This window comes from Glaciecola punicea (assembly GCF_001756615.1).
Classification (GTDB): domain Bacteria; phylum Pseudomonadota; class Gammaproteobacteria; order Enterobacterales; family Alteromonadaceae; genus Glaciecola; species Glaciecola punicea.
This window is the reverse complement of the sequence record NZ_LZXY01000006.1, coordinates 1-22,671: the sequence shown is the minus strand read 5'-3', so window position 1 is coordinate 22,671 and position 22,671 is coordinate 1. Positions and strand designations below refer to the sequence as shown.

Here is a 22,671-nt window from a genome sequence, read left to right as displayed (position 1 = left end):
TTATAGCTCCTGAGACTTGCACAATGGAAAACCCAAAGCTTCGCGGGTCTCAAAATACATTTGCGCGCAGGCCTTTGCCAGTGTTCTTACGCGTAGAATATAACCTTGGCGCTCAGTTACCGAAATTGCATGGCGAGCATCGAGCATGTTGAATGCGTGCGAGGCTTTCATTACCTGTTCATAAGCAGGCAGGGGAAGCTTTTTCTCAATCAGCAATTTACTGGCCTTTTCACATTCATCAAAGGTGGTGAACATGAAGCCTACATCGGCATATTCGAAATTGTAGGTAGACTGCTCTTTTTCGTTTTGTAAAAAAACATCGCCGTAAGTTACTTTGCCATAAGGTCCTTGCGTCCAGACTAGGTCGTAAATACTGTCAACGCCCTGCATGTACATAGCCAAACGTTCAAGTCCGTAGGTGATTTCTCCGGTAACTGGTTTGCACTCAATGCCGCCAACCTGCTGAAAATAGGTGAACTGTGTAACTTCCATGCCGTTTAGCCAAATTTCCCAGCCTAAACCCCACGCGCCTAAGGTAGGTGACTCCCAGTTATCTTCAACAAAACGAATATCGTGCACTAAAGGGTCAAAACCAAGCATTTTTAATGAGCCTAAATACAGTTCTTGAAGATTGCTCGGAGAGGGCTTCATCATTACTTGGAACTGATAGTAATGCTGTAAACGGTTAGGGTTTTCGCCGTAGCGGCCGTCGTTAGGTCGTCGGCATGGCTGCACATAAGCGCTGTTCATCGGTTCAGGACCCAATGAGCGTAAAAACGTCATAGGGTGAAAGGTGCCAGCACCCACTTCCATATCTAAGGGTTGTATAATGACGCAGCCTTGCTGTGCCCAATAATCTTGTAGTGCCAAAATTAACCCTTGGAAGGTGTTTAAATCGTAGTTTTGCATAGCCTTAACAGTCTTTAGCCTTAGTAGTTGCTTAAATAGTATAAAATAAACGGTGAGTATTATTACGTATAATCGTAGTAATATCGAGGAATACGCGAATATACCGCGATTTGAAACATTCTGCTAAGCAGCAAATGGCCAAATGCAGGCGTAAAAGAGGTGAAACGCGCGAATTGCCGCCGATATTGTTTAGGCGACTTCGAGTTTGCGTAATGCTTCAGTTTCTGTAAGGATTTTACTCTCTAACTGACTTTCGATTTCTTGGCGTTCCTTGTCTTGCTCTCGTCGTTGCGCTTTAGTTAATAAAGAACGTGCTTCGTGAGTTGGATAAGTTTTGACTTTTTCAAACAGTTCGTGGGTGTGTGGAAACTCTTTGGCATAGTCAGGATGCGGAACTACGGGCATGGCTTCAAGAAGTCTACAAATACGAATAACCCCTTCTGATAAATCGCACTGCTGTTGTTGCATCGCAAATGCGATTGTATGAATAGACGACTGCATTGACGCAACGCGTTTCATGCGCACTGCCTGCTGTTTGTCTTGCTGAGATTTCACCTGTGACATTAATCGAAACGCATATACCGCTAATCCGACAATGACAACGACGCCCGCTGTTACTAAAATTATATTTATAGTCATATAAAAAGATTAATCCTTAAAATCATCAATCTTTATTGCGTCTAAATTAGCAAATGGATCATCTTCTTTTTTATTTTCATTAAGCTCATCTTCGCTGTAGTCGTCAACGTCTATGCCCAGTAGTTCGCAAAGTACTCGGTATCGTGCTGTCATTTTGTCAACATAGGCCAGCTCCCAGGAGGTCAAGATCTCTCCCTCTTGTTTTTCGAGCAAACCTTCAAGCTCTTTATCGGCTTCGATCGCGTTTAACTCGGCCTGTGGCGTTTTATATTTTATATTTTCAGTGGCGCTAAGATTAGACGTTATTTTGCCGTGAGTGCTAAGTGGATCTTGACCATCTTTTGCATACTTTGCTAAATCAATAGGCTTTTTACTGCCTGAACGCGGGTCTTGACTGCGTTTTTTGTTAGATGCGAGTATCGCTTCAGCGAGTTGCTGACGGGTACCTGATTTATTACCTGATTTAGTTTTTGGTTTTTCAACCGTGGTGTTTATGCGTGGCACTTTAGACTTTGGTATAGCAATACGGTCTTCAGTTCTAGATTTTTTTCGTGGCATTGTATTCTCGATTTAACACGCCTTAGCATGTTAAGTGATTAGTTGTAAGTTTGAATAGGTATTCGCTGATTATACCTTACGCCAAGCAATACAACAAAGAATGTGTTCGTTAATGAGTGTGGGTTTTAAACGGACTTTCAAAAGAATAACTAATTATAAGTGCATTGCTTAAAAAACGAACAAGAAAAAAGGCGATAACCGAAGTTATCACCTTTATTGAATGAGCGTCTTAAGACACCTCTCCCGTATTAGCACCTCATGTGCTATGTTCAATGCTACGCTTTCTTTTTATTGTTATTAGCAAGATAGCGAACTTGTTTTCGGTCTTCCCTTACGCATTATTATTTTTTAGTATTACTTAATAAGCTTTAGACTTAACTCTTATGGTCTTTGTCTTGCTTTGCAAGTGAGGTGATAATACCCATATAAATATTATTTACAACATTTTTAACAATAATTTTACAAATAAATTAATAAAGACCTTCTAAATATTGAGAAAGCACAGAAATATCTTCGTCTGTTAGTTTTACCGCTACGCCACGCATCATACCGTTTAAATCATTATGACGCTCCCCTGACCGAAACATTTCAAGCTGCGTTTTAGTGTAGGTAGCGTGTTGGCCACCAATAACGGGAAACCCAGCAAGGTTCATCCCTTTACCATCACCGCCGTGACATGCAATACAAGCTGCAATACCACGTGCAGAGTCGCCGCCGCGGTAAAGTGCTTCACCGCGTGCAATAACATCTTCTGGCGTTTCACCAATTTTTAGATCTTGACTTGAGAAATAAGCAGAAAGATCGTACATGTCTTGCTCACTAAGCATCATCGCTTGACCATTCATAATAGCGTTGTTGCGTCCTTCTTTACCGCCTGTTTGCGATGCGAGCTTAAATTCTTGAAGTTGCTTGACCAAATAACCTTGATGCTGACCGGCTAGTTTTGGATTCATAGGGATAACGCTGTTGCCGTCAGTGCCGTGACATGCTGCGCACACTAACATCTTTGTTTTTCCAGCTTCTGCGTCGCCCTTTGCTTGCACCATAGCGGTGGTGGCTACGAATAAAGCTAAGATTAAACAATATTTTTTCATACTTACGCTCTCTAAAAGTGAGGTTTAACTGATCACCAGTTGTGATAGCCCGATATTTTACACAAATAATGCTCTAAAAAAACATTTCCTTCATAATACTATGGATTTACATCAAACAAATTTATGCTTTAGGTGTAAACTTAACGCCTGTTTAGTCTTTATTTAACTTGTTTTATTACTTATGTCTTATTTTACCCTTGCAAAATTTCTCACCAGTGCTCCTGATATCTCTCACCTCGACCCGTTTAAGGGCGGTGAAGTTGCCTTTGCCGGTCGTTCAAACGCAGGTAAGTCTAGCGCGCTTAATCGCTTAACGCGTCAGAAAAATCTAGCGCGTACCAGTAAAACACCTGGGCGTACTCAATTAATTAATATATTTGAGTTAGACAATGAACGAAGACTTGTTGACCTTCCTGGCTATGGTTACGCAAAAGTCCCCTTAGAGATGAAGCTGAAATGGCAAAAGTCTCTAGGAGAGTATTTGCAAAAACGAGAATGTCTAAAGGGTCTGGTTGTGTTGATGGATATACGACATCCTCTAAAAGATCTTGATCAAGATCTGGTATATTGGGCGGTAAGTGCAAATTTGCCTGTGTTAATCCTTTTGACCAAAGCCGATAAATTGAAATCGGGTAAGCGTAATAGCCAGTTGTTAATGGTGCGTGAAGCCTGTATTGCTTTTAATGGCGATGTTACCGTCAACGTATTTTCATCGCTCAACGGATTAGGTCTTTTGGAGGTTGAAAGCAAAGTATCTCAGTGGCTTCAAATACCAAATAAGTCTGCTGTAAGAGAGTAAACGGTTACCAAGAAAGCTTACAAAATAAGGAATATGCAGAAGGTTAAAAAAAATGCCCCGTTCACACACAAAGCGGGGCAATTCTCAGGGAAAAACAACACACACTACTATGAGCGTCTTGCCATACTAAAAGTTCCCAGATAATTAAAAAATAAAATTAGCATTTGTTCGCACTTACTGCTTTATTGTCAAGGCTGCACTGCACTGCATCGCGCTTTGGCTAACACTACTAGTAAAATCGCTATGACGGCCATACTCTTAAGTGATCTTATTAGTGAGCTTCATCCCAGTTATCGCCAACGCCTGCCTCTACCACTAATGGTACATCAAGTTTTACGCAGTTTTCCATAAGCTTATTTATTTTTTCAACATACTCTGCGACTTTATCTTCTTTAATTTCAAATACTAGTTCATCGTGAACCTGCATTATCATGATAACGTGCGATGGTTCGTCTAAATCTTTTATCCAATCGCTTACCGCAATCATCGCAATTTTAATAATATCGGCTGCGGTGCCCTGCATTGGCGCGTTTATTGCAGCGCGCTCAGCACCTGCTCGGCGTAGGCCATTGGTGGCATTAATGTCAGGCAAATATAAGCGCCGGTTAAATACGGTTGTTACATAGCCCGTTTCTTTTGCGCCTTTACGGGTAGATTCCATGTAGGTCAGCACGCGGGGGTAGCGGTCAAAATATTTATCCATGTAATTTTGAGCATCGTAGCGAGGAATGCCCAATTGTTTGGCTAAACCAAAGGCTGACATGCCGTAAATAAGCCCAAAGTTGATTGCCTTTGCGCTGCGTCTTTGATTATCGGTGACCGCGTCAAGTGATTCACCAAACACCTCTGCGGCGGTTGCTTTGTGCACGTCTAAACCTTTAGAGAACGCGTCTAGCAAGCCTTTATCTTTGCTTAAATGCGCCATAATGCGCAGTTCAATTTGAGAATAATCTGCCGCGACTATTTTATAGCCGCTGCGAGCAACAAAAGCTTGTCTAACCAAGCGACCTTCTGGTGTGCGAATAGGAATATTTTGTAAATTTGGATCGCTTGAAGACAGCCTGCCTGTGGCAGTAACGGCCTGATGATAAGACGTATGCACGCGATTGGTGCGATGGTTGATCATCCGTGGTAGCTTGTCGGTGTAGGTATTTTTAAGTTTGATGAGTCCTCTAAACTGCATAATTAATGCGGGGAGTTCATATTCTAGGGCAAGTTCTTGCAACACTTCTTCTGATGTAGAGGGCGCGCCTTTAGGCGTTTTTTTCTTGACTGGCAGCGCCAGTTTTTCAAACAAAATATGCTGCAGCTGTTTTGTAGAGCCTAAATTGAAACTTTCACCCGCAAGTTCGTGGACTTGGTTTTCAAGCTCCATAATGCGCTTGGCGAGATCTTGGCTTTGTTGTCCAAGCTTTTGCGAATCAATATAAACGCCTGTTTGCTCCATGGTTGCCAAAATACTTGACAGTGGAATTTCTATATCATTGAGTAAATCTGAGAGCCCACTTTGTGCTTCAAGCAATGTTTTGAGCGTCAAATACAAGCGTAGAGTGATGTCGGCGTCTTCAGCGGCATATTTAGCAGCAAGCTCTAGTTCAATTTGATTAAAGGTAAGTTGCTTTGCGCCTTTCCCCGCTATTTCTTCAAAGCCTATGGTTTTGTGGCCCAAATATTTCAGTGATAAACTATCCATATTGTGACGGGTAGCGGTACTGTTTAACACATAGCTTGCCAGCATGGTGTCACACAGTATGCCGTGGAGGTGTATATTGTAGTTTGCCAGTACATTTTTGTCGTACTTGATGTGCTGGCCAATCTTCTTGGGCGCGGTGTCTTCTATTAACGGCTTTAAGACTTGTAACACATAGTCTCGATCAAGCTGCGCAGGTGCGCCTGGGTAATCATGTGCAACGGGAACGTAATAAGCTGAGTCGTCTGCGAAAGCAAATGATAAACCCACTATGTCAGCCTGCATGTAATCAACACTGGTGGTTTCCGTGTCCATGGCGTAAAAGTCGCTGCTGTTTATTTTGTCAACTAATGCGCTTAGGTCTTCCTCGCTAAAAATGGTGTGGTACTGGCTGGTGTCGATAGGCGCGGTGGCAGAAACTTCGCTGCCCGATACTATATTATCGTTGTTGTTTTGTTTGCCGGCCACTTGTTTAAGGGTGTCGGCGTCGCTTACTTCACCTAACCAGCGTTTAAATTCTAATTCAGTAAACATTTCGCGCAGCAGCGGCTTATCCATTTCATCAATGGTAAAAGAAGACAGCTCTAAGTTTAAGGGCAATTCGGTGTCAATAGTGGCAAGTTGATACGAAAGCAAAGCTTGTTCTTTATATTGCTCCATCTTTTTTGCCATGGTTTTAGCGCCGCGAAAGTCGAGCTCAGCAATTTTATCTAAATTTTCATATATAGCTTTCACGCCGCCTATGCCGTTTAACATCGCGATGGCGCTTTTGTCACCTACACCCGGCACACCAGGGATGTTGTCGACTTTGTCACCCTTAAGGCCAAGAAAATCGATAATAAGGTCAGCCGGCACGCCAAACTTTTCAAGCACACCGTCTATATCCATGGTGGTGCGTGTCATGGTGTTAATAAGCGTTACGTGTTTGTCTACTAACTGCGCCATATCTTTGTCACCTGTGCTAATGACGCAAGATATGCCAGCTTGTGACGCTTGTCGAGCTAGCGTGCCAATAACGTCGTCAGCTTCAACGCCAGGCTGCACTATCATGGTAAAACCCATTGCCTTTACTATTTTGTGCAAAGGCGCAATTTGGCCTCTTAGTTCATCGGGCATGGCGGCACGATTGGCTTTATACTCAGGGTAAATGTCATCTCTGAAGGTTTTGCCCTTGGCGTCAAACACCACTACCATATGGGTAGGCTTATAGTCTTTTACCAAAGATCGCAGCATATTAACTACGCCGTAAATCGCGCCGGTATCTGCGCCTTTTGAGTTTGTTAGTGGGGGCATGCCATGAAAAGCTCTAAACAGATAAGAAGAACCATCGACGAGTACCAACGGTGATTCATTGTCATTGTGCATAATAAAGCCTCTGTTTAAAATATAAGATTGTAAGCTATTGAAAGTAATCGTTAAAACGATTAATCTGCTAATTTTTTATGTGGATAACTTTGTGAATAACACATTCTAAGTGCACAGTGGAACTACCTTTTTTATCATAAAAAAAGTACTGGGTAGGATAAGATTTGGAATGAAACGAGCAGGTTATCTGTATTTCCATATTCTTTATTATTGTGTTGCTGTAACTAGCTTGGCTAGTTTCTATCTATTTTGCTTTACTTCATTTTATTTTTTATTACGCTAATTGTTGCGCTTCAAAAAAGTAAACACTAAATGATTTTGCATCACTTACGTAAACAACTTAGCACACATTTTGTTTTTGCCAAGTGAAATTATCGCTTATTTTTTTTATTTAATTTCTTCAATGACTTATAAATAAATATTAGGATTTGGCACTATGTTTGATTAATACTCGTGTATTGTACTATCGCTATTCACCACTTCGGTACGTAAATATAAAGCGTCGCAAAATATATCAAGCAAAGCACTGTAATTATTACGGCAAAGGAATACAATACTGATAAAAGGCAAGAACAGTAACATGTTAAAACGGAGTGCGCAGTAGGTGCAATACGGCACGATCATCAGAATTTTGGGCTTATTGGTTTCACTTTTTAGTGTCACCATGCTGCCACCTGCACTCGTTTCTCTTATATACGGTGACGGCGGTGGCCTTGCCTTTGTAGTTGCGTTTATATTCACCTTAATAACTGGCTTAGCGTTTTGGTACCCTCATCGCCAAGAAAAAGCCGATCTTCGAGCCAAAGAAGGCTTTTTAATTGTGGTGCTGTTTTGGACGGTACTGGCCACCTTTGGCTCTTTGCCATTTGCTTTACTCGACCAACCGCAAATGAGTATTACCGACTCCTTATTTGAATCATTTTCTAGCCTAACCACCACCGGCGCCACCGTTATCGAAGGCTTAGATTTTATGCCAAAAGCGGTATTGTTCTATCGTGCTCAACTACAGTGGCTAGGCGGTATGGGCATTATTGTCTTAGCGGTGGCCATCCTGCCAATTTTGGGGGTAGGCGGAATGCAGCTGTATAGGGCTGAAATTCCAGGTCCAGTTAAAGATTCCAAAATGACACCGCGTATAGCCGACACCGCTAAACACCTTTGGTACATTTACTTGTCGTTAACGGTAGCCTGTAGCTTTGCATACTGGCTAGCTGGAATGAACTTGTTTGATGCCGTTTGCCATGCCTTTAGCACTATAGCAATCGGTGGATTTTCAAATTACGATGCCAATATAGGGCACTTTAATAGTACTGCGGTCAATATTATATGCGTGGTATTTTTATGGATCTCTGCTCTTAATTTCTCATTGCATTACTCTGCAGTAAGTGGCAGAAACATTCGTAATTATTTTAAAGATCCCGAGTGTAAAGCTTTTTTCACCATTCAATTCGTGCTTGTTACCATTTGTTTTTTGGTTTTGGTTAAATATTCTGTTTACGATTCAGCTGAGGTCACACTTGACCAAGCACTGTTTCAAGCCGTATCTATAAGCGCTACCGCCGGGTTTACCACAACAGACTTTTCGGCATGGCCTTCATTTCTACCAATACTGCTTATATTCTCAAGCTTTATCGGTGGCTGTGCGGGCTCAACCGCAGGTGGCTTAAAAGTCATTCGGGTACTACTGCTGTTTATTCAGGGCAAACGTGAAGTAGACAGGCTTATTCACCCAAAAGCGGTGTACTCAGTTAAGCTAGGCGAAAGAGCTATTCCCAGCCGTGTGGTTGAAGCTGTGTGGGGCTTTTTTGCAGCCTATGCGGTGGTGTTCGTGGTTATCATGATAGGACTAATCGGTACCGGGCTTGATAATATTACCGCGTTCTCAGCCACCGCCGCGGCGCTGAATAACCTTGGCCCCGGCTTAGGCTCTGTTGCCGGCACCTATGCTCAGGTCTCAGACGCTGGAAAGTGGCTACTAATGACCGCAATGCTGTTTGGCAGGCTTGAGATATTCTCGCTCCTTGTCTTGTTCTCGCCTGCATTCTGGCGGAGTTAGTGCTCACTAGATGAGCTTGCTGCAAACGTACTAAAAAAACAGCGCGCTAGGCTGAAACAGCTTTTCAACAGCGCCAATAAACTTTTTATCTACTAAAAATAAAATAACGTGGTCGTTCGCCGCAATAACGGTATCACTGTGGGCAATAAGCACTTCGTCGGCGCGCACAACCGCACCAATGGTGGTGCCAGGGGGTAGCTTAATATCCTTAATCTGCTTGCCCACTACTTTTGACGTTTTTTCGTCGCCGTGGGCTATAGCTTCAATTGCCTCGGCCGCGCCGCGCCTCAGTGAATGCACATTCACAATATCGCCGCGGCGAATATGCGTAAGCAGGGCCGAAATGGTTGCCTGCTGCGGCGAGAATGCGATGTCGATATCGCCGCCTTGCACTAAATCTACGTAAGCATTACGCTGAATTAGCACCATCGCTTTGGCCGCGCCCATTCGCTTTGCCAGCATCGCCGACATTATATTTGCTTCGTCGTCGTTGGTGACCGCAATAAACGCGTCTACGCGTTCAACGCCTTCTTCACTAAGCAAGCTCGCGTCTGAGGCATCGCCATGAAATACAATGACGTTATCGAGCGTGCTTGACAAATAGTTGGCGCGTTCGCTGTCATATTCAATAAGCTTAACGTTGTGCTTGTCGCCGAGTTTTTTGGCTAAACCGGCGCCTATTAATCCGCCGCCGGCAATCATAATGCGTTTATAGCTGGCTTCTAGTTTTTGTAGTTCACTCATTACTGCGCGAATATGTTTGGTATCGGCAATAAAGAATACTTCGTCGTCGGCTTCTATAACAGTTGAACCTAGAGGGCGAATAGGACGCCCGCGCCGATAAATTGCGGCAACACGCGTATCTACATTTGGCATATGCTCTTTAAGTGCAGACAGTGCATGTCCGACTAATAAGCCGCCGTAGTAAGCCTTTACGGCGACTAAACTTGCTCGTCCGTCGGCAAACTCAACCACCTGAAGTGCACCTGGGTAATCTATCAAGCGCTTTATGGCCGCAGTCACCAATTGCTCTGGGGCAATTAAATGGTCGACCGGTATTTCTTTATGTTGAAACAGCTGTTCTTGATAAATAATGTATTGTTCTGAGCGTACTCTAGCAATTTTAGTGGGCGTTCTGAATAAGCTGTGTGCTACTTGACAGGCCATCATGTTGCTTTCATCGCTATTGGTAACCGCAATAAGCATGTCGGCGTCTTGCGCGCCAGCTTTTTTGAGGATGTCAGGATGCGAACCAATACCACACACTATTTGTATGTCTAAACGGTCTTGTAAATTAGACAGTATATTTTGGTCAGAGTCGATAATCGTAATTTCATTTTTCTCACCCGCTAAATTCTCAGCTAAGGTTCCGCCCACTTGGCCTGCACCAATAATAATTATTTTCATATTAGCCTATGTAGTCACGCACTAATTCTACTGATAGCACAGTGCAACTTTGCAATCGTGCTCATGCTTTGCGAAGCTTGGCATAGAAAAAACCGTCCATGTCGTCTTGGCCGGGTAAAATTTGCCAATTGCTCAAGGTTTCATTTTTATGTGTTGTTATGGGTTCGAGTGTAGCGTCATTATGGGTGGCAAGAAAATCTTCAATTTGTTGGATATTTTCTTGCGGCAGTATAGAACAGGTGGCGTACACCAATGTGCCGCCTGACTTTAATGTTTGCCACGCGCTTGCTAGTATTTGTTTTTGTAAGTCTACCAGCACGTTAATATCGTTAGGTTTTCTCAGCCACATTATATCAGGGTGCTTGCGGATAACGCCGGTAGCTGAACAAGGTGCATCTAGTAGAATTCTGTCAAATTTAGGTAAGTCGCTATTTTCGCTCAAGTACGCCGCATTTTGTACAACAAAGCTCAGTCGCTCATTGAAGCGTAAACTGTGGCCTAGGCGTTCAAAGTTTTCATGCACCCGCTGCATACGTTTTTCGTCAGCGTCAAGCATATATAAATGGCCTAGACGTGGCTGGTGTTCTAAAATGCTGGCTGACTTTCCGCCAGGCGCGGCGCAGCAGTCTAAGACGATATCACCTTGTTGCGTATCAAGAATGCGCGCTGCTTGTTGAGCAGCTAAATCTTGTATTGCGAAGTGACCTTCTGCAAATCCAGGAATGCTGAGAATTTCACCCGCATTGCTGATCTTAAGTGTGTTATTTGCAACACGTTCAACGCTGTAATCCGCCCCTTGAAGTTTCGCTTCAAGTTTTGCTAGCGTATTGTTTTGAGTGTTTACTCTTAGCCATAAGGGGGCGCGAGTATGCATTTGTTTCGCAAGCTGCGCAATATCATGGCTTTCGCCGTAGTGTGTAACTAAAGCCTTGTATAACCACTTTGGTAAGCCAAGGTTTATGTGCGCCTGTTGGTGCACTTGTTGCTCAATATTTTCGCGTTGAAAGCGCCGCAGCACAGCGTTTACTAAGCCGCTTAAGGCTATTTCTTTCATTTGTTTGCAGGCGTCAACGGTTTCTGACACAGCGGCGTGCTCTGCGGTGCGCGAATAGGCCAACTGATACATACCCAGCATTAATAAATGCTCAATTATTTTTTGCTGCTTTTTAAGGGGCTTGTTAAGTAACTGCCTAAGCCAGACCTGTAGCTCTGGTAAATTGCGTAAGCAACCATATACCATCTCCTGCAACCAAGCCCGCTCTTGGGGTTTCTCATAGCGGCCGTACGCTATTGGCATCACTTCACTAGCTGAACGACCGTGTTCTAATATTTGGAAAAGCACCCAGCTTGCGTCTGATCGCTTATTAACAGGGTGTTTAATAAACAGTAAGTCTTTACTAGGGGCGGCGCTTTTTAGTGCTTTCACGTCAATGGCTAAGGGGTGCTTCATTGGTCTGAATCCGGCGCTGTGGCAGTTAGTATTTCATCAGCACAAAACAACGAAGCTTGGCCGTTCACAATATCTGCAAGCTCCTGCGCTTTTTTTCCTGCAAGCTGCAGTTTAGTGATAACTATTACATCTTTACCGGTGGCTATTTGCAAGCCATGTCTATCAAAAGAAATAACTTTTCCTGGTGTAAAAGATAAGTGAATGGCATCTTCAACTTCTCGGACATGTGCTTGAAAGACTTTTATTGATTTGCCATGATGCGTGAACCAAGCCACTGGCCACGGGTTAAATGCACGAATATTACGTTCTAGCTGTTGAGCTGGCACTTGCCAATCTAGATACGCTTCTGCTTTGCTTAATTTGGCCGCATAGCTTGCCCGCGTATCATCTTGCTTTATCGCCGAAAGTTGAGTGAATTTGGCCAAACTTTCTACTAAGGCTTTAGGCCCCAAAGAAGCTAGTTTGTCATAAAGTGTCGCGCTGGTATCTTCATTTGCTATATCAATTGTGTGAATTGATAACACATTGCCCGTATCTAAGCCCTCGTCCATTTGCATAATAGTAACGCCTGTTTCTTTATCGCCTGCCCATAGGGCACGTTGAATGGGCGCGGCACCTCGCCACTTTGGCAATATTGAACCATGCACATTAATACAGCCGTGCACAGGTGCGTTGAGTATTTCAGCGGGCAATATAAGCCCATAAGCTACTACTACCATAAGGTCGGCATTTAATGCACGTAGCGCTTCATGCGCCTCTTGTGTTTTAAGCGATGCGGGTTGAAAAACAGGTAAATTGTGCGCTAGGGCGAGGGTCTTAACCGCGCTGCTAGCCACTTTTTTTCCGCGTCCTGCCGGCCTATCGGGCTGCGTGTAAACCGCTATTATTGAATGTTTGGCGTCAAGTAGTGCTTGCAAATGCGAAGCTGCAAAATCGGGTGTACCAGCAAAAATGATGCGCAAAGTAAGTCCTTATGGATCGTAGTGATTAATCTTTTGCGGCCAAGCGCGCTTCTTTTTCAAGTTTTTTCTTAATGCGATCGCGTTTTAAAGGCGATAAATAATCTACAAAAAGCTTTCCCTGCAGATGATCAAGCTCGTGTTGAATACACACTGCTAACAAACCATGGGCTTCAAGCTCAAAGTTTTCGCCCTTTTCGTTTAGCGCCTGTACTTTTACAAACTCGGCTCGATCTACTTTTGCATAATTATCGGGAACCGACAAACAGCCTTCCTCGCTTATGATTGAACCGCTTTTTTCAATAATTTCAGGGTTTATAAACACATAGGGCTCGTTTTGATCGGAAGATACATCCATTACGACTACGCGCTTATGCACGTTAACCTGCGTAGCGGCAAGGCCAATTCCCTTTTCTTCCTTCATTGTTTCAAACATATCTTTTACCAAAGTTTGAATGCTTTTGTCTACCGCTGGCACGTGTTTGGCCACAGTACGCAAGCGTTCATCGGGAAAGGTTAATACTTCTAATGTGGACATAAAAATTACTCTTTGGGTCAGTATCAATATTTATAACATTGGTTCACAATTCGTATCTACCAAATGTCATATTAACTTAACATGCTATGGCAATGGTAGCACGTTGCACTCGCGTTCAATCTTGAGCGCTTGCTTAGGTGTAGAATTTGCGACTAATAACGCAAATTCAAGCTTATTGGGCTTAATTTTATAGGATTTAAACCGATTAACTATTATACAACACTCAATCCAGATATGAATCTGTATTCTTGTAAGGTAATTAAAACATGACACATGGTGCGGCATTAATTGGAACAATAGCACTACTTTTAGCATTAATATGGACTAATGTGAGTTTAGCAATTGCCGACGTCTTAAATATAAAATCGGACGCCCCTAAGGTTTACGTCAAAACCTCTGTGGTGCTAAGCCCACAAAGTCGTGTGACAAATAAAGTTAATCCTATCTCTGTTTTGCCGTGGTCAATGATATCGCCCTTCATAAAAAATGACATTATGATAGATGCCCATCAGTACGCGCTGCTACCAACATTACTGGGTGATAATTTAGGTACCCCACGTTTTACTAACCAAGATTATGTACTAGCGCATAATCTGCCCGACGCTAATGCCTCTTATCAGGTTGTGCGCAAGGTGCGCGAAGTTTTCGACAGTAAGGGTAATAATCTTGGTTTACAAATTAGTCACCTAAGCAACGCTGAAGTGAGTAAGATCTTGTCTGATGAGCGTCAAGTTGTGCGTCTTACCTTAAGTACTTTTGAAGCGAAGCAAGGTGACAAACTAAAGCCGCAAAGTAAGGTAAAGGAGCATGACTTAAGGCTTGCTCCTGCGCAAGATCAGGTCGGTGAAGTTGTGCAAAATATCAATGGTAATTCGCTTATCAGCATGCAAGATGTTGTGATTGTTAATCTGGGTGAAAATCAGGTATCGCCAGGTACCGTGTTTGGCATTTATCAAAAAGGCCCCGATGTAATCAGTAAAGCTGCCCCGCGCTATGCTAAAAAAAGCAGCTTGCTAGATATACTTGCGTCGGGCGAACGCGTTGAACAACCCGCGTTTAAAGTAGGCGAGCTTGTGGTCATTCAAAGCTTTGAAGAGGCTAGCTATGCGTGGGTAATTAAAACTGACACTCATTTAACGGGCGGCGAAATTATTGCGAAGCCTTAGTTAATTGCAACTGATAATAGTTGATTGATGGTTTTATTGTAGTTACGAAGTATTTTACAACGATTAAACAAGCATAATTACAAGCACACTAGTGCATACATATTTATATCACTTTGATGATTCCAAGGAAGGAAAGTCACATGTCTACTTTATTTAATCCCCCTCACACATCACAAAACACCCTCGAGGCTCTCGTGAGCAACTGGCTTAGGCTAAACAATATTCCCCAAATTGGCTATATTCGCCTATCCACCAGCGCGACTAAACTAAGCTGTAGCTTAAGCCAACTATTAACAAAAAGTCACTCGCAGCTAAGCGCAATTGGATGGTCCAGTGAGCAAGTCAACGCTATGTCTATTAACAACAAAACACTTTCAAAACAGAAGGCACAGACCCTAGCGTGGATTTGCGAGTCTGATCAACATCATTTTGTGAGTCTTGAATGTGAAGATTATCCACCCCTGTTAAAACAAATATCACGCCCGCCGCTGTTCTTATTTGTGTCAGGCAACATTGCGCTGCTGTCGCAGCCGCAAATTGCCTTTGTGGGCAGTCGTAAGGCCTCATTTAGTGCTGTGCAGACCACCCACGATCTTATTCAAAATTTAGCAGAACATACTTGTGCACTAAGTGTCAGTGGTCTAGCGCTAGGTATAGACGCTGCCTGTCACCAGGCAAGTTTAGCTAATAATTTACCCACCATAGGTGTACTAGGATGCGGCGTAGATGTGGTGTATCCAAAACGCCATAAACAACTTTACATGGATGTAGCACAAAGTGGTGCGCTTGTGTCTGAGTTTTTATTAGGCACATTTCCAGTCGCAACCATGTTTCCGCGCAGGAATCGCATTATTAGTGGCATGAGTTTAGGCACCGTGGTGGTGGAAGCAAAGATAAAAAGCGGTAGCTTAGTGACCGCCAAATACGCCATTGAACAAAATAGGGAAGTGTTTGCAATACCTAACAATGTTAATAATCCGAATGCGCATGGCTGTCACTGGTTAATCAAACAAGGCGCAAAACTTACCGAAGATATTCAAGATATATTGGATGAGATTCCTAGCATTGCCAAACAGCCGAAAAAAGCCGACAATAAAACACATGAGGACTTGGCATCTGATCTATTGTTAGATAGTGTTGATTATGTTGCAACCTCAATAGATAGTATTGTTATGCTCACGGCTATGCCCCTCAACGAGGTCTTACTTCAGCTCTTGGAGTACGAACTGCGAGGGCTTATCACCTCAACTGCGCAAGGCTATGTCAAATTGAAAGCGAAGTAAATGCTCAACATGCTACAAAAATAAGAGAAACCTTATGAATAAAAGCGCGAATGTCTAAAAAAAAAGACGTTATATTTCCAGAGCACTCTTCACATCAGGCTAACCAGGTTGCATATGGTGATTGTCCAAAGTGTAGCGCGCCTTTGCAGCTAAAGCATGTTGGTAAATCAAGCTTTTTGGGCTGTACTACATACCCGTCATGTGATTATTCTAAATCGCTTACTAGCACCGAAGTGAGCACCTTAAAAGTAATGCAGGATAGTCATTGCCCGCAGTGCAATGAGCCGCTTGCGGTTAAGAAAGGCCGCTATGGTATGTTTATAGGCTGTACAAACTTTCCAAGTTGTCACTTTATTTCGACTAATCAACAAAAGCAGATTCAGGCACAATACAATTCTGTAGCTTGCCCTAGCTGTAAAAAAGGCATGATACAAAAAAGACAGAATCGATTTGGAAAGTTCTTCTATGCCTGCGATAATTATCCAAAGTGTAAGTACCTGCTAAACAACGAGCCTGTCGATAAATCGTGCCCACAGTGTAATGCCAATATTATGCTGGTAAAAACCAAGGGTGAAAAAATACTTTTATGTGCCAATGCAGATTGTGCGCACCTTATAGATGAAAGCGAATAAATGACAACACAACTATTAAAACAAGATGTGCTACAAACACTAAGTACTTGGTACGCTAACGGCCAAGTATTTGCTTATCCAACCGAAGCGGTATTTGGATTAGGCTGCGACCCACTTAATAAAGAGGCGGTATATAAAATATTGTCACTTAAAAGCCGTGAAGTGGAAAAAGGCATGATATTGATTGCCAGCGAGTTTTCGCAAATAGCGCCTTATGTGCTGTTTGACACACTTGATCAAAGCGCACAAAGTCAAATCCTGGCAACATGGCCTGGGCCTGTTACTTGGTTACTACCGAAGTCGCCGAAAACACCCGACTGGATAAGCGGCGATTCTGCTATGCTTGCCGTGCGTATTAGTCGTCATCCGCTGGTGGTGCAAATGTGTCAGCATTTGGGCAAGCCCCTGGTCTCTACCAGCGCGAATCCTGCAGGTGAAATGCCGGCGAAGAGCGAACAGGAAGTGCGTGACTATTTTGGCAAGGACTTGCCTGTAGTTGCTGGGGCCTTAGGCGAACAAACATCACCGAGTAAAATATTTCACAGTTTAACCATGGAAACCATACGTGCATGAGCGATACTAATCCTACACCATCTCCTAGTGCAAGCGATATTGTCACGCAAGCTCAAATAGACAGTGTTAAAGCCTTTCTACTGAATTTGCAAGAAAGCATTTGCGATACGCTTTGTTTAGCTGATGGTAGCGGGTCTTTTGTACAAGACGAGTGGGAACGAGAAGAAGGCGGCGGCGGCCGTTCGCGGGTGATGCGCAGCGGCAGTGTCATTGAGCAAGGCGGCGTTAACTTTTCGCATGTGCATGGGAATCAAATGCCACCTTCTGCCACCGCGGCAAGGCCTGAACTCGCCGGTCGCAGTTTTCAGGCCATGGGAGTGTCTCTCGTTATTCATCCTAACAACCCCTATGTGCCCACGAGTCATGCTAACGTACGTTTTTTTGTGGCGCAAAAAGAAGGTGAACCTTCTATATGGTGGTTTGGGGGAGGCTTTGACTTAACGCCTTCTTATGTGTTTACCGATGACGCTAAGCATTGGCATAAAGTATCGTGTGATGTATGTGCACCGTTTGGTGACGAGGTATATGGGAAATATAAAAAGTGGTGCGATGATTACTTTTTCTTAAAACACAGAAATGAGACCCGTGGCGTGGGCGGTTTGTTCTTTGACGATTTAAACAAATGGGGTTTCGATAAGTCATTTTCCTTTATGCAAGGCGTGGGTAACGGGTTTTTAGACGCCTATATCCCTATCGTAGAAAAACGTAAGAACACACCCTTTACAGAAAGAGAGCGTCAGTTTCAATTATACAGACGCGGCCGCTACGTTGAGTTTAACCTAGTATACGATAGAGGCACTTTGTTTGGCTTGCAAACCGGCGGGCGCACTGAGTCAATTCTCATGTCTTTACCACCGCTTACTCGGTGGGAATATAATTATCAACCGTCGCCAGAGTCGCCTGAAGGGAAAATTCAACAGTATCTTAAACCGATAGACTGGCTTAATTTGTAAGCTTTTTTGTGAACAAACGTGACTTTTGTATATAAGTAGTTGATAGGAGCGTCAAGTATGATGTCGAAAAGGCTTAAACACCTAATTCACACACTGCCTAAAGCAGAACTACACTTGCATATAGAGGGCAGTTTAGAGCCTCAGTTAATGTGGGATTTAGCGCAAAAGCATAATATAGCATTGCCGTTTGCGAATGTTGAAGCCATACAAAGTGCTTATCAATTTGAGAATCTGCAGAATTTTCTGGATTTATACTACCAAGGTGCCGATGTATTGCGCGACGAAGACGATTTTTTTGCGCTTATGTGGGCGTATTTATGCAAATGCTATGAACAAAATATTGTGCATACTGAGATTATGTTTGATCCCCAAACTCACACGCAACGAGGTATCGATTACGCTGTGTTTATGCCAGGGTTTGCGCGCGCTATCCAAAAAGCTAAGGCCGAATTTGGCATGTCGGTATATCTTATTTTGTCATTCTTACGTCACCTTAGTGAGTTAAGCGCTCTTGAAGCTTTAGCAGATGCGCGTCCATATTATTCAATGATAACGGCGGTAGGCTTAGACAGCTCTGAGTTAGGTAATCCGCCGTCTAAATTTACACATGTGTTTGCCCAAGCTAAAGAACTGGGTTTTAAGTTAGTTGCGCATGCGGGTGAAGAAGGCCCCCCTGAATATGTATGGGAGGCGCTTGAATTACTAAGAGTTGATCGCATAGATCACGGTGTTCGCAGTATTGAAGACTCAAGCCTAATGGCTTATTTAAAAGAGCAGCAGATTCCCTTAACAGTCTGCCCACTTAGCAACCTCAAACTGCGCGTGGTGAATGAAATGTCGCAGCATAACATAATCCAGTTGCTTGATGATGGTTTGCTGGTAACTGTTAACTCGGATGACCCTTCCTATTTTGGCGGCTACTTAGACGACAATTTCCATGCGCTTGCTCATCATTTATCCCTATCTGAACAAGCGTTAGCGCAGCTAGTGTGCAACAGCTTTACGGCGAGTTTTTTACCTGAATCTCAAAAGCAGCACTGGCTAGCTCAAATACGGGCATTGACTGCTACCGACTGACATTTGCTTATTTGCAATATGCTCTATTTTACTTGATATAGATCAATGAATTAAGCGATTTTATTGCAGGTCGTTAACATCTATTAATCTACATCAATATTTTTATTTCCACGCACTTTACTATATGACGCAAGATTTTTGGTTTCCCCTTTAATTAATATAGTGAGCACGTAATGAAAAAAACTATACTTTGCACTGCCCTTGTTTCTGCTCTAGCGTTATCTAGCGTAAATGCGTTCGCCCATGAAGCCGGCGATATTCTATTTCGTGCCGGTTTCACAACCGTTGCACCAGATGATTCAAGCACTAATATTTTGGTTGGCGGCGATAACTTTCAAATTGGTGAAGCTGTGGTTGGCGGCGTTAGCGTTGACGACAACACACAGCTTGGCCTAAACGTTGCGTACTTCTTAAGCGACAGCTGGAATATAGAAGTATTAGCTGCTACCCCTTTCTCTCATAAAATAGACTTAGCCAGTGGTGGAAACTTGGGGAAAACTAAACATTTACCCCCGACGATAACCGCGAACTATTTCTTCAATCATGGAAGCGCTGCGTTTCAGCCCTACGTTGGTCTTGGCGTAAACTACACGATCTTTTTTGATGAAGATTTCAATACCACTAGCGCAGAGTCCATAAACGGCGCGATTGGCGCTACCATTTCTGATTTAAGTTTGGATAACTCATTTGGCTTAGCGGCGCAAATTGGCGCTGATTATAAAATTGCTGACGGTATTTTCTTAAATGCGTCGGTGCGCTATATTGGCCTTGAAACTGACGCTAGCTTTAAAGTAAATGGCGCAGATTTGGGTTCAATTGAGTCAGTTGACATCAATCCGTTTGTTTACACCATTTCAGTTGGCTACAAGTTTTAACTAAAACAAGTAGAAGTAAAACTAGTTATAGGGCCTCGCATTTATCGCGGGGCTTTTTACCTTTAGGAATGTCTCGTGTTTTTGAGTATCATTAGACATGACTCATTTTTAAGGACTATCACTTGTCGACATATCCCGCAATTGCCTGTGTATTTGGAAACCCAATAGAGCAAAGTAAATCACCTATTATTCATTCTATGTTTGCTAGTCAATTCAATCTTCCTTTACAATATCAAAAGCGCTTAGCACCAAGTGATGGTTTTGCTTTATCGGCTGATCAGTTCTTTGCCGACATATCTTGTATTGGTGCTAACGTGACCATGCCTTTTAAGCTTGACGCATTGCAGTGGGTAGACACATTGTCATCTCAAGCTAAGCGAGCAGGAGCGGTTAACACGATTATAAGGCAAAATAACGGCTTTACAGGTGACAATACCGATGGTGTAGGATTGGTCAATGACCTGCATCAACATAATATTGCTGTAAATAAAGCAAACATATTGATGATTGGTGCCGGTGGTGCAGCGAAGGGCGCAATACCGGCGTTGCTTGATGCCGGTATTAACAGCATTGCAATTTATAATAGAAGTGTAGATAAAGCGCAAGCGTTAGTCAGACATACTAACCGCTATGCAAACTCAAAAGCGAGACTATACGACAGTGCCAGTATGCAGGCATTTGATATTGTCATAAATGCAACGTCCTTGAGTCTGCAAAATGAACTACCCGATTTACCTGATAGTGTTTTTGCCAACCAACCAAGTGTTTACGACATGGTCTATCTTAATAAGCCCACAGTGTTTATGCAAAAAGCGACTAGTTTGGGCTGCACAATGGTTGTTGATGGTTTAGGGATGCTAGTTAACCAAGCGGCGCAAAGTTTTTACCTGTGGTTTGGTCAGAGGCCCTCTTGTGAGCCTGTTTACCTTCATTTGCGCGATTTGAATAAGTGACCAAAGGACCAATAATCACGTCTGTGTCAGTAAAATTGCGCCGGGGCACCAGTTAAGACTAGCGATGTATCTAAGCTTCGTCCATATATTCGTTTTTAAGCATCACATAGTTATTTGCCGATTCTGTCAAAAACGTTTTTTCATGATCATGCAGCGCACGTTTTTTAATGGCTGGGTTGCCAACGTATAAAAATCCGCTCTCCAGTCGCTTGTTTGGCGTAACTAAGGCACCGGCGCCAATAAATACGTCATCTTCCACTACCACGCCATCCATTACAATTGCGCCCATGCCAACCAATACGCGATTGCCAATAACGCAGCCATGTAGCATGCATTTATGGCCCACGGTTACATCGTCTCCAATGATTAAGGGATAACCGTTTGCATTTTTCTTAGTGGGGCGGCTTACGTGCAATACGCTACCGTCTTGAATGTTACTGCGCGCGCCGATGCGAATAATGTTAACGTCGCCGCGTGCAGCAACTAAAGGCCAAATGCTGCTGTCGCTGCCAAGGTGTATATCACCTGCTAGTAGTGCGGTAGTGTCTATATAGACACTGTTATCAAACGTGGGTCTAATTTTCTTAAATGCAGTAATTGGCATGGATCGTCTCGGTAAATTAAAAAAATGATTAGTATTATTCAGCGCGATGACTTTTAAAATGCGTAGTTGTACCGCAATAATTAGGTACTTTTCAAGAAAAAGCCAACCAAACCCCGATGAGTACTAACAAACCACCGCCAATTCGATTTACCCACTGGGCCTTGTCGCTTTTATTCAAAAGCTGTCTTAGCCATTTGCCGCCGTTGGCGTAAAGTAGCATGCAAATTAATTCGCTTATCATAATAATAAATACTAACACTAGGAGTTGAATAGGCAATGGTTTTGCAATATCTAAGAAGGGGGGAAGCAATGAAATCATAAAAGCCCATCCCTTCGGATTGGCTACAGCAGTAACAAACCCTTGCGTGGTAAGTTTTATGGGGGTAATACTACTTAAGGGAATAGCAGTATCAAGCTCTACGTAAATTTTACTTATCCACATTTTAATCCCTAAATAAGTAAGGTATAGACCACCTACCACCTTAAATATAGTGAAGGCTGTGGGATATTGAATCATTATGCTAGCAACACCAATTACTGCAAGTATTGCCACGAGGGCAACACCAATTACCTCGCCCGCCATCATGTAGAGTGTTTTTTTTACCCCTATTGTCATGCCTAAAGTCATCGCCAAGCTCATACACATGCCAGGCGTGAGTGAGATTAGAAAGAATGTAGGAATGAAAATCACTAAAACCGTAAAGTCTGGCATAAAGGCTATTTTTCTTCTTAAAGGGTGTTAAACCCAAGTATTATAGATGGTAGACCGTAATATTAATGGATTCTTAAGAATCGTCAACACAACTTATACCGTGCTATATGTAGCGTATTTGTTAAAAGAGAACCATATTTTAAGCGATTCGATGCAAAAGTAATCAAATGAATATAAAAAATCACTTAATTTAAAAATTGGCTTGTACATATAATTTATCTATGTAGAATGCGCCTCTCGCTTCGGGGAGACAAGGAAAAGCTTAGAGAGTATAGGCTAAACCAGTCGCCTGAAGTGTCAATATTTATGTGTTGTTTAGACGACGCGATGTAAGATTTTGAAGCATGTATTTGTAACAACAAACTTCAAGAAAAACTTT

General features: G+C 42.9%; 21 protein-coding genes. 10 read left to right on the top strand and 11 right to left on the bottom strand.

Going from position 1 to position 22,671, the window contains the following annotated elements; all coding sequences use genetic code 11:
* The 4 genes from glyQ to BAE46_RS08610 form a co-directional block, all read right to left on the bottom strand.
* Window positions 1-909 (bottom strand): glycine--tRNA ligase subunit alpha, encoded by a 909-nt coding sequence (gene glyQ / locus BAE46_RS08625; protein WP_006006684.1) that lies wholly within the window; start codon window positions 907-909, stop codon window positions 1-3.
* A 189-nt stretch (window positions 910-1,098) separates the two neighbouring features.
* Window positions 1,099-1,548: a DUF2489 domain-containing protein gene (locus BAE46_RS08620; RefSeq protein ID WP_006006682.1), complete on the bottom strand. Its 450-nt coding sequence runs from the start codon at window positions 1,546-1,548 to the stop codon at window positions 1,099-1,101.
* A gap of 9 nt (window positions 1,549-1,557) precedes the next feature.
* A complete protein-coding gene (locus BAE46_RS08615; protein WP_006006680.1) occupies window positions 1,558-2,106 on the bottom strand; it encodes a GTPase-activating protein in 549 nt (182 codons plus the stop codon).
* Between the two features lie 470 nt (window positions 2,107-2,576).
* Window positions 2,577-3,200 (bottom strand): c-type cytochrome, encoded by a 624-nt coding sequence (locus tag BAE46_RS08610; protein WP_006006678.1) that lies wholly within the window; start codon window positions 3,198-3,200, stop codon window positions 2,577-2,579.
* 181 nt (window positions 3,201-3,381) lie between these two features.
* Here BAE46_RS08610 and yihA point away from each other — a divergent pair, with 181 nt between their 5' ends.
* A complete protein-coding gene (gene yihA, locus BAE46_RS08605) occupies window positions 3,382-3,999 on the top strand; it encodes a ribosome biogenesis GTP-binding protein YihA/YsxC (protein WP_006006676.1) in 618 nt (205 codons plus the stop codon).
* A 271-nt stretch (window positions 4,000-4,270) separates the two neighbouring features.
* Here yihA and polA read toward each other — a convergent pair whose 3' ends face one another.
* A complete protein-coding gene (gene polA / locus BAE46_RS08600) occupies window positions 4,271-7,054 on the bottom strand; it encodes a DNA polymerase I (RefSeq protein WP_070112378.1) in 2,784 nt (927 codons plus the stop codon).
* Between the two features lie 604 nt (window positions 7,055-7,658).
* On the opposite strand from polA, the gene BAE46_RS08595 reads away from it, so the two are divergent.
* On the top strand, window positions 7,659-9,110 hold the full coding sequence (locus BAE46_RS08595; protein ID WP_006006672.1) for a TrkH family potassium uptake protein: 1,452 nt from the start codon (window positions 7,659-7,661) through the stop codon (window positions 9,108-9,110).
* Between the two features lie 30 nt (window positions 9,111-9,140).
* On the opposite strand, the gene trkA is transcribed toward BAE46_RS08595, so the two are convergent.
* The 4 genes from trkA to def form a co-directional block, all read right to left on the bottom strand.
* Window positions 9,141-10,517: a Trk system potassium transporter TrkA gene (gene trkA / locus BAE46_RS08590; RefSeq protein ID WP_006006670.1), complete on the bottom strand. Its 1,377-nt coding sequence runs from the start codon at window positions 10,515-10,517 to the stop codon at window positions 9,141-9,143.
* 61 nt (window positions 10,518-10,578) lie between these two features.
* Window positions 10,579-11,967 (bottom strand): 16S rRNA (cytosine(967)-C(5))-methyltransferase RsmB, encoded by a 1,389-nt coding sequence (gene rsmB / locus BAE46_RS08585; RefSeq protein WP_083256840.1) that lies wholly within the window; start codon window positions 11,965-11,967, stop codon window positions 10,579-10,581.
* Window positions 11,964-12,929, bottom strand: coding sequence for a methionyl-tRNA formyltransferase (gene fmt, locus BAE46_RS08580; RefSeq protein ID WP_006006667.1), 966 nt, complete (start codon window positions 12,927-12,929; stop codon window positions 11,964-11,966). The genes rsmB and fmt overlap by 4 nt, the downstream gene beginning before the upstream one ends.
* A 25-nt stretch (window positions 12,930-12,954) precedes the next feature.
* Window positions 12,955-13,464 carry a peptide deformylase gene (gene def, locus BAE46_RS08575; RefSeq protein ID WP_006006666.1) on the bottom strand — a complete coding sequence of 170 codons (510 nt, stop codon included), beginning with the start codon at window positions 13,462-13,464 and terminating at the stop codon, window positions 12,955-12,957.
* A 266-nt stretch (window positions 13,465-13,730) separates the two neighbouring features.
* Between def and BAE46_RS08565 the strand changes: the two genes are divergently transcribed.
* From BAE46_RS08565 to aroE, 8 genes are all read left to right on the top strand, one after another.
* Window positions 13,731-14,630 carry a hypothetical protein gene (locus BAE46_RS08565; protein ID WP_006006663.1) on the top strand — a complete coding sequence of 300 codons (900 nt, stop codon included), beginning with the start codon at window positions 13,731-13,733 and terminating at the stop codon, window positions 14,628-14,630.
* Between the two features lie 140 nt (window positions 14,631-14,770).
* The gene (gene dprA, locus BAE46_RS08560) at window positions 14,771-15,913 is read left to right on the top strand and encodes a DNA-processing protein DprA (RefSeq protein WP_070112374.1); all 1,143 of its coding nucleotides are present in this window, start codon (window positions 14,771-14,773) and stop codon (window positions 15,911-15,913) included.
* Between the two features lie 50 nt (window positions 15,914-15,963).
* Window positions 15,964-16,545: a DNA topoisomerase family protein gene (locus tag BAE46_RS08555; RefSeq protein WP_006006659.1), complete on the top strand. Its 582-nt coding sequence runs from the start codon at window positions 15,964-15,966 to the stop codon at window positions 16,543-16,545.
* Entirely contained in the window at window positions 16,546-17,118 is a 573-nt protein-coding gene (tsaC, locus tag BAE46_RS08550; protein WP_006006656.1) for an L-threonylcarbamoyladenylate synthase type 1 TsaC, read from the top strand. It begins immediately after the preceding gene.
* On the top strand, window positions 17,115-18,071 hold the full coding sequence (gene hemF / locus BAE46_RS08545) for an oxygen-dependent coproporphyrinogen oxidase (RefSeq protein WP_006006654.1): 957 nt from the start codon (window positions 17,115-17,117) through the stop codon (window positions 18,069-18,071). Before tsaC ends, hemF begins: the two co-directional genes overlap by 4 nt.
* Before the next feature lie 57 nt (window positions 18,072-18,128).
* Window positions 18,129-19,148 carry an adenosine deaminase gene (locus BAE46_RS08540; RefSeq protein ID WP_006006652.1) on the top strand — a complete coding sequence of 340 codons (1,020 nt, stop codon included), beginning with the start codon at window positions 18,129-18,131 and terminating at the stop codon, window positions 19,146-19,148.
* Between the two features lie 173 nt (window positions 19,149-19,321).
* Window positions 19,322-20,023 carry an OmpW family outer membrane protein gene (locus BAE46_RS08535; RefSeq protein WP_006006650.1) on the top strand — a complete coding sequence of 234 codons (702 nt, stop codon included), beginning with the start codon at window positions 19,322-19,324 and terminating at the stop codon, window positions 20,021-20,023.
* A gap of 122 nt (window positions 20,024-20,145) precedes the next feature.
* On the top strand, window positions 20,146-20,976 hold the full coding sequence (gene aroE, locus BAE46_RS08530; RefSeq protein ID WP_006006648.1) for a shikimate dehydrogenase: 831 nt from the start codon (window positions 20,146-20,148) through the stop codon (window positions 20,974-20,976).
* 70 nt (window positions 20,977-21,046) lie between these two features.
* Here aroE and BAE46_RS08525 read toward each other — a convergent pair whose 3' ends face one another.
* Together BAE46_RS08525 and BAE46_RS08520 are read right to left on the bottom strand one after the other, a co-directional pair.
* Window positions 21,047-21,580, bottom strand: coding sequence for a gamma carbonic anhydrase family protein (locus BAE46_RS08525; protein ID WP_070112372.1), 534 nt, complete (start codon window positions 21,578-21,580; stop codon window positions 21,047-21,049).
* A gap of 91 nt (window positions 21,581-21,671) precedes the next feature.
* Complete coding sequence (locus BAE46_RS08520; RefSeq protein WP_040520998.1) at window positions 21,672-22,292, bottom strand: LysE family translocator; 621 nt, start codon at window positions 22,290-22,292, stop codon at window positions 21,672-21,674.
* Window positions 22,293-22,671 lie beyond the last annotated feature (379 nt).

Excerpts from the sequence above, each read along its gene's own strand:
- glyQ (WP_006006684.1), bottom strand. The coding sequence starts at position 909 with ATGCAAAACTACGATTTAAACACCTTCCAAGGGTTAATTTTGGCACTA.
- BAE46_RS08620 (WP_006006682.1), bottom strand. The coding sequence starts at position 1,548 with ATGACTATAAATATAATTTTAGTAACAGCGGGCGTCGTTGTCATTGTC.
- BAE46_RS08615 (WP_006006680.1), bottom strand. The coding sequence starts at position 2,106 with ATGCCACGAAAAAAATCTAGAACTGAAGACCGTATTGCTATACCAAAG.
- BAE46_RS08610 (WP_006006678.1), bottom strand. The coding sequence starts at position 3,200 with ATGAAAAAATATTGTTTAATCTTAGCTTTATTCGTAGCCACCACCGCT.
- yihA (WP_006006676.1), top strand. The coding sequence starts at position 3,382 with ATGTCTTATTTTACCCTTGCAAAATTTCTCACCAGTGCTCCTGATATC.
- polA (WP_070112378.1), bottom strand. The coding sequence starts at position 7,054 with ATGCACAATGACAATGAATCACCGTTGGTACTCGTCGATGGTTCTTCT.
- trkA (WP_006006670.1), bottom strand. The coding sequence starts at position 10,517 with ATGAAAATAATTATTATTGGTGCAGGCCAAGTGGGCGGAACCTTAGCT.
- rsmB (WP_083256840.1), bottom strand. The coding sequence starts at position 11,967 with ATGAAGCACCCCTTAGCCATTGACGTGAAAGCACTAAAAAGCGCCGCC.
- def (WP_006006666.1), bottom strand. The coding sequence starts at position 13,464 with ATGTCCACATTAGAAGTATTAACCTTTCCCGATGAACGCTTGCGTACT.
- BAE46_RS08565 (WP_006006663.1), top strand. The coding sequence starts at position 13,731 with ATGACACATGGTGCGGCATTAATTGGAACAATAGCACTACTTTTAGCA.
- dprA (WP_070112374.1), top strand. The coding sequence starts at position 14,771 with ATGTCTACTTTATTTAATCCCCCTCACACATCACAAAACACCCTCGAG.
- BAE46_RS08555 (WP_006006659.1), top strand. The coding sequence starts at position 15,964 with ATGTCTAAAAAAAAAGACGTTATATTTCCAGAGCACTCTTCACATCAG.
- tsaC (WP_006006656.1), top strand. The coding sequence starts at position 16,546 with ATGACAACACAACTATTAAAACAAGATGTGCTACAAACACTAAGTACT.
- hemF (WP_006006654.1), top strand. The coding sequence starts at position 17,115 with ATGAGCGATACTAATCCTACACCATCTCCTAGTGCAAGCGATATTGTC.
- BAE46_RS08540 (WP_006006652.1), top strand. The coding sequence starts at position 18,129 with ATGATGTCGAAAAGGCTTAAACACCTAATTCACACACTGCCTAAAGCA.
- BAE46_RS08535 (WP_006006650.1), top strand. The coding sequence starts at position 19,322 with ATGAAAAAAACTATACTTTGCACTGCCCTTGTTTCTGCTCTAGCGTTA.
- BAE46_RS08525 (WP_070112372.1), bottom strand. The coding sequence starts at position 21,580 with ATGCCAATTACTGCATTTAAGAAAATTAGACCCACGTTTGATAACAGT.
- BAE46_RS08520 (WP_040520998.1), bottom strand. The coding sequence starts at position 22,292 with ATGCCAGACTTTACGGTTTTAGTGATTTTCATTCCTACATTCTTTCTA.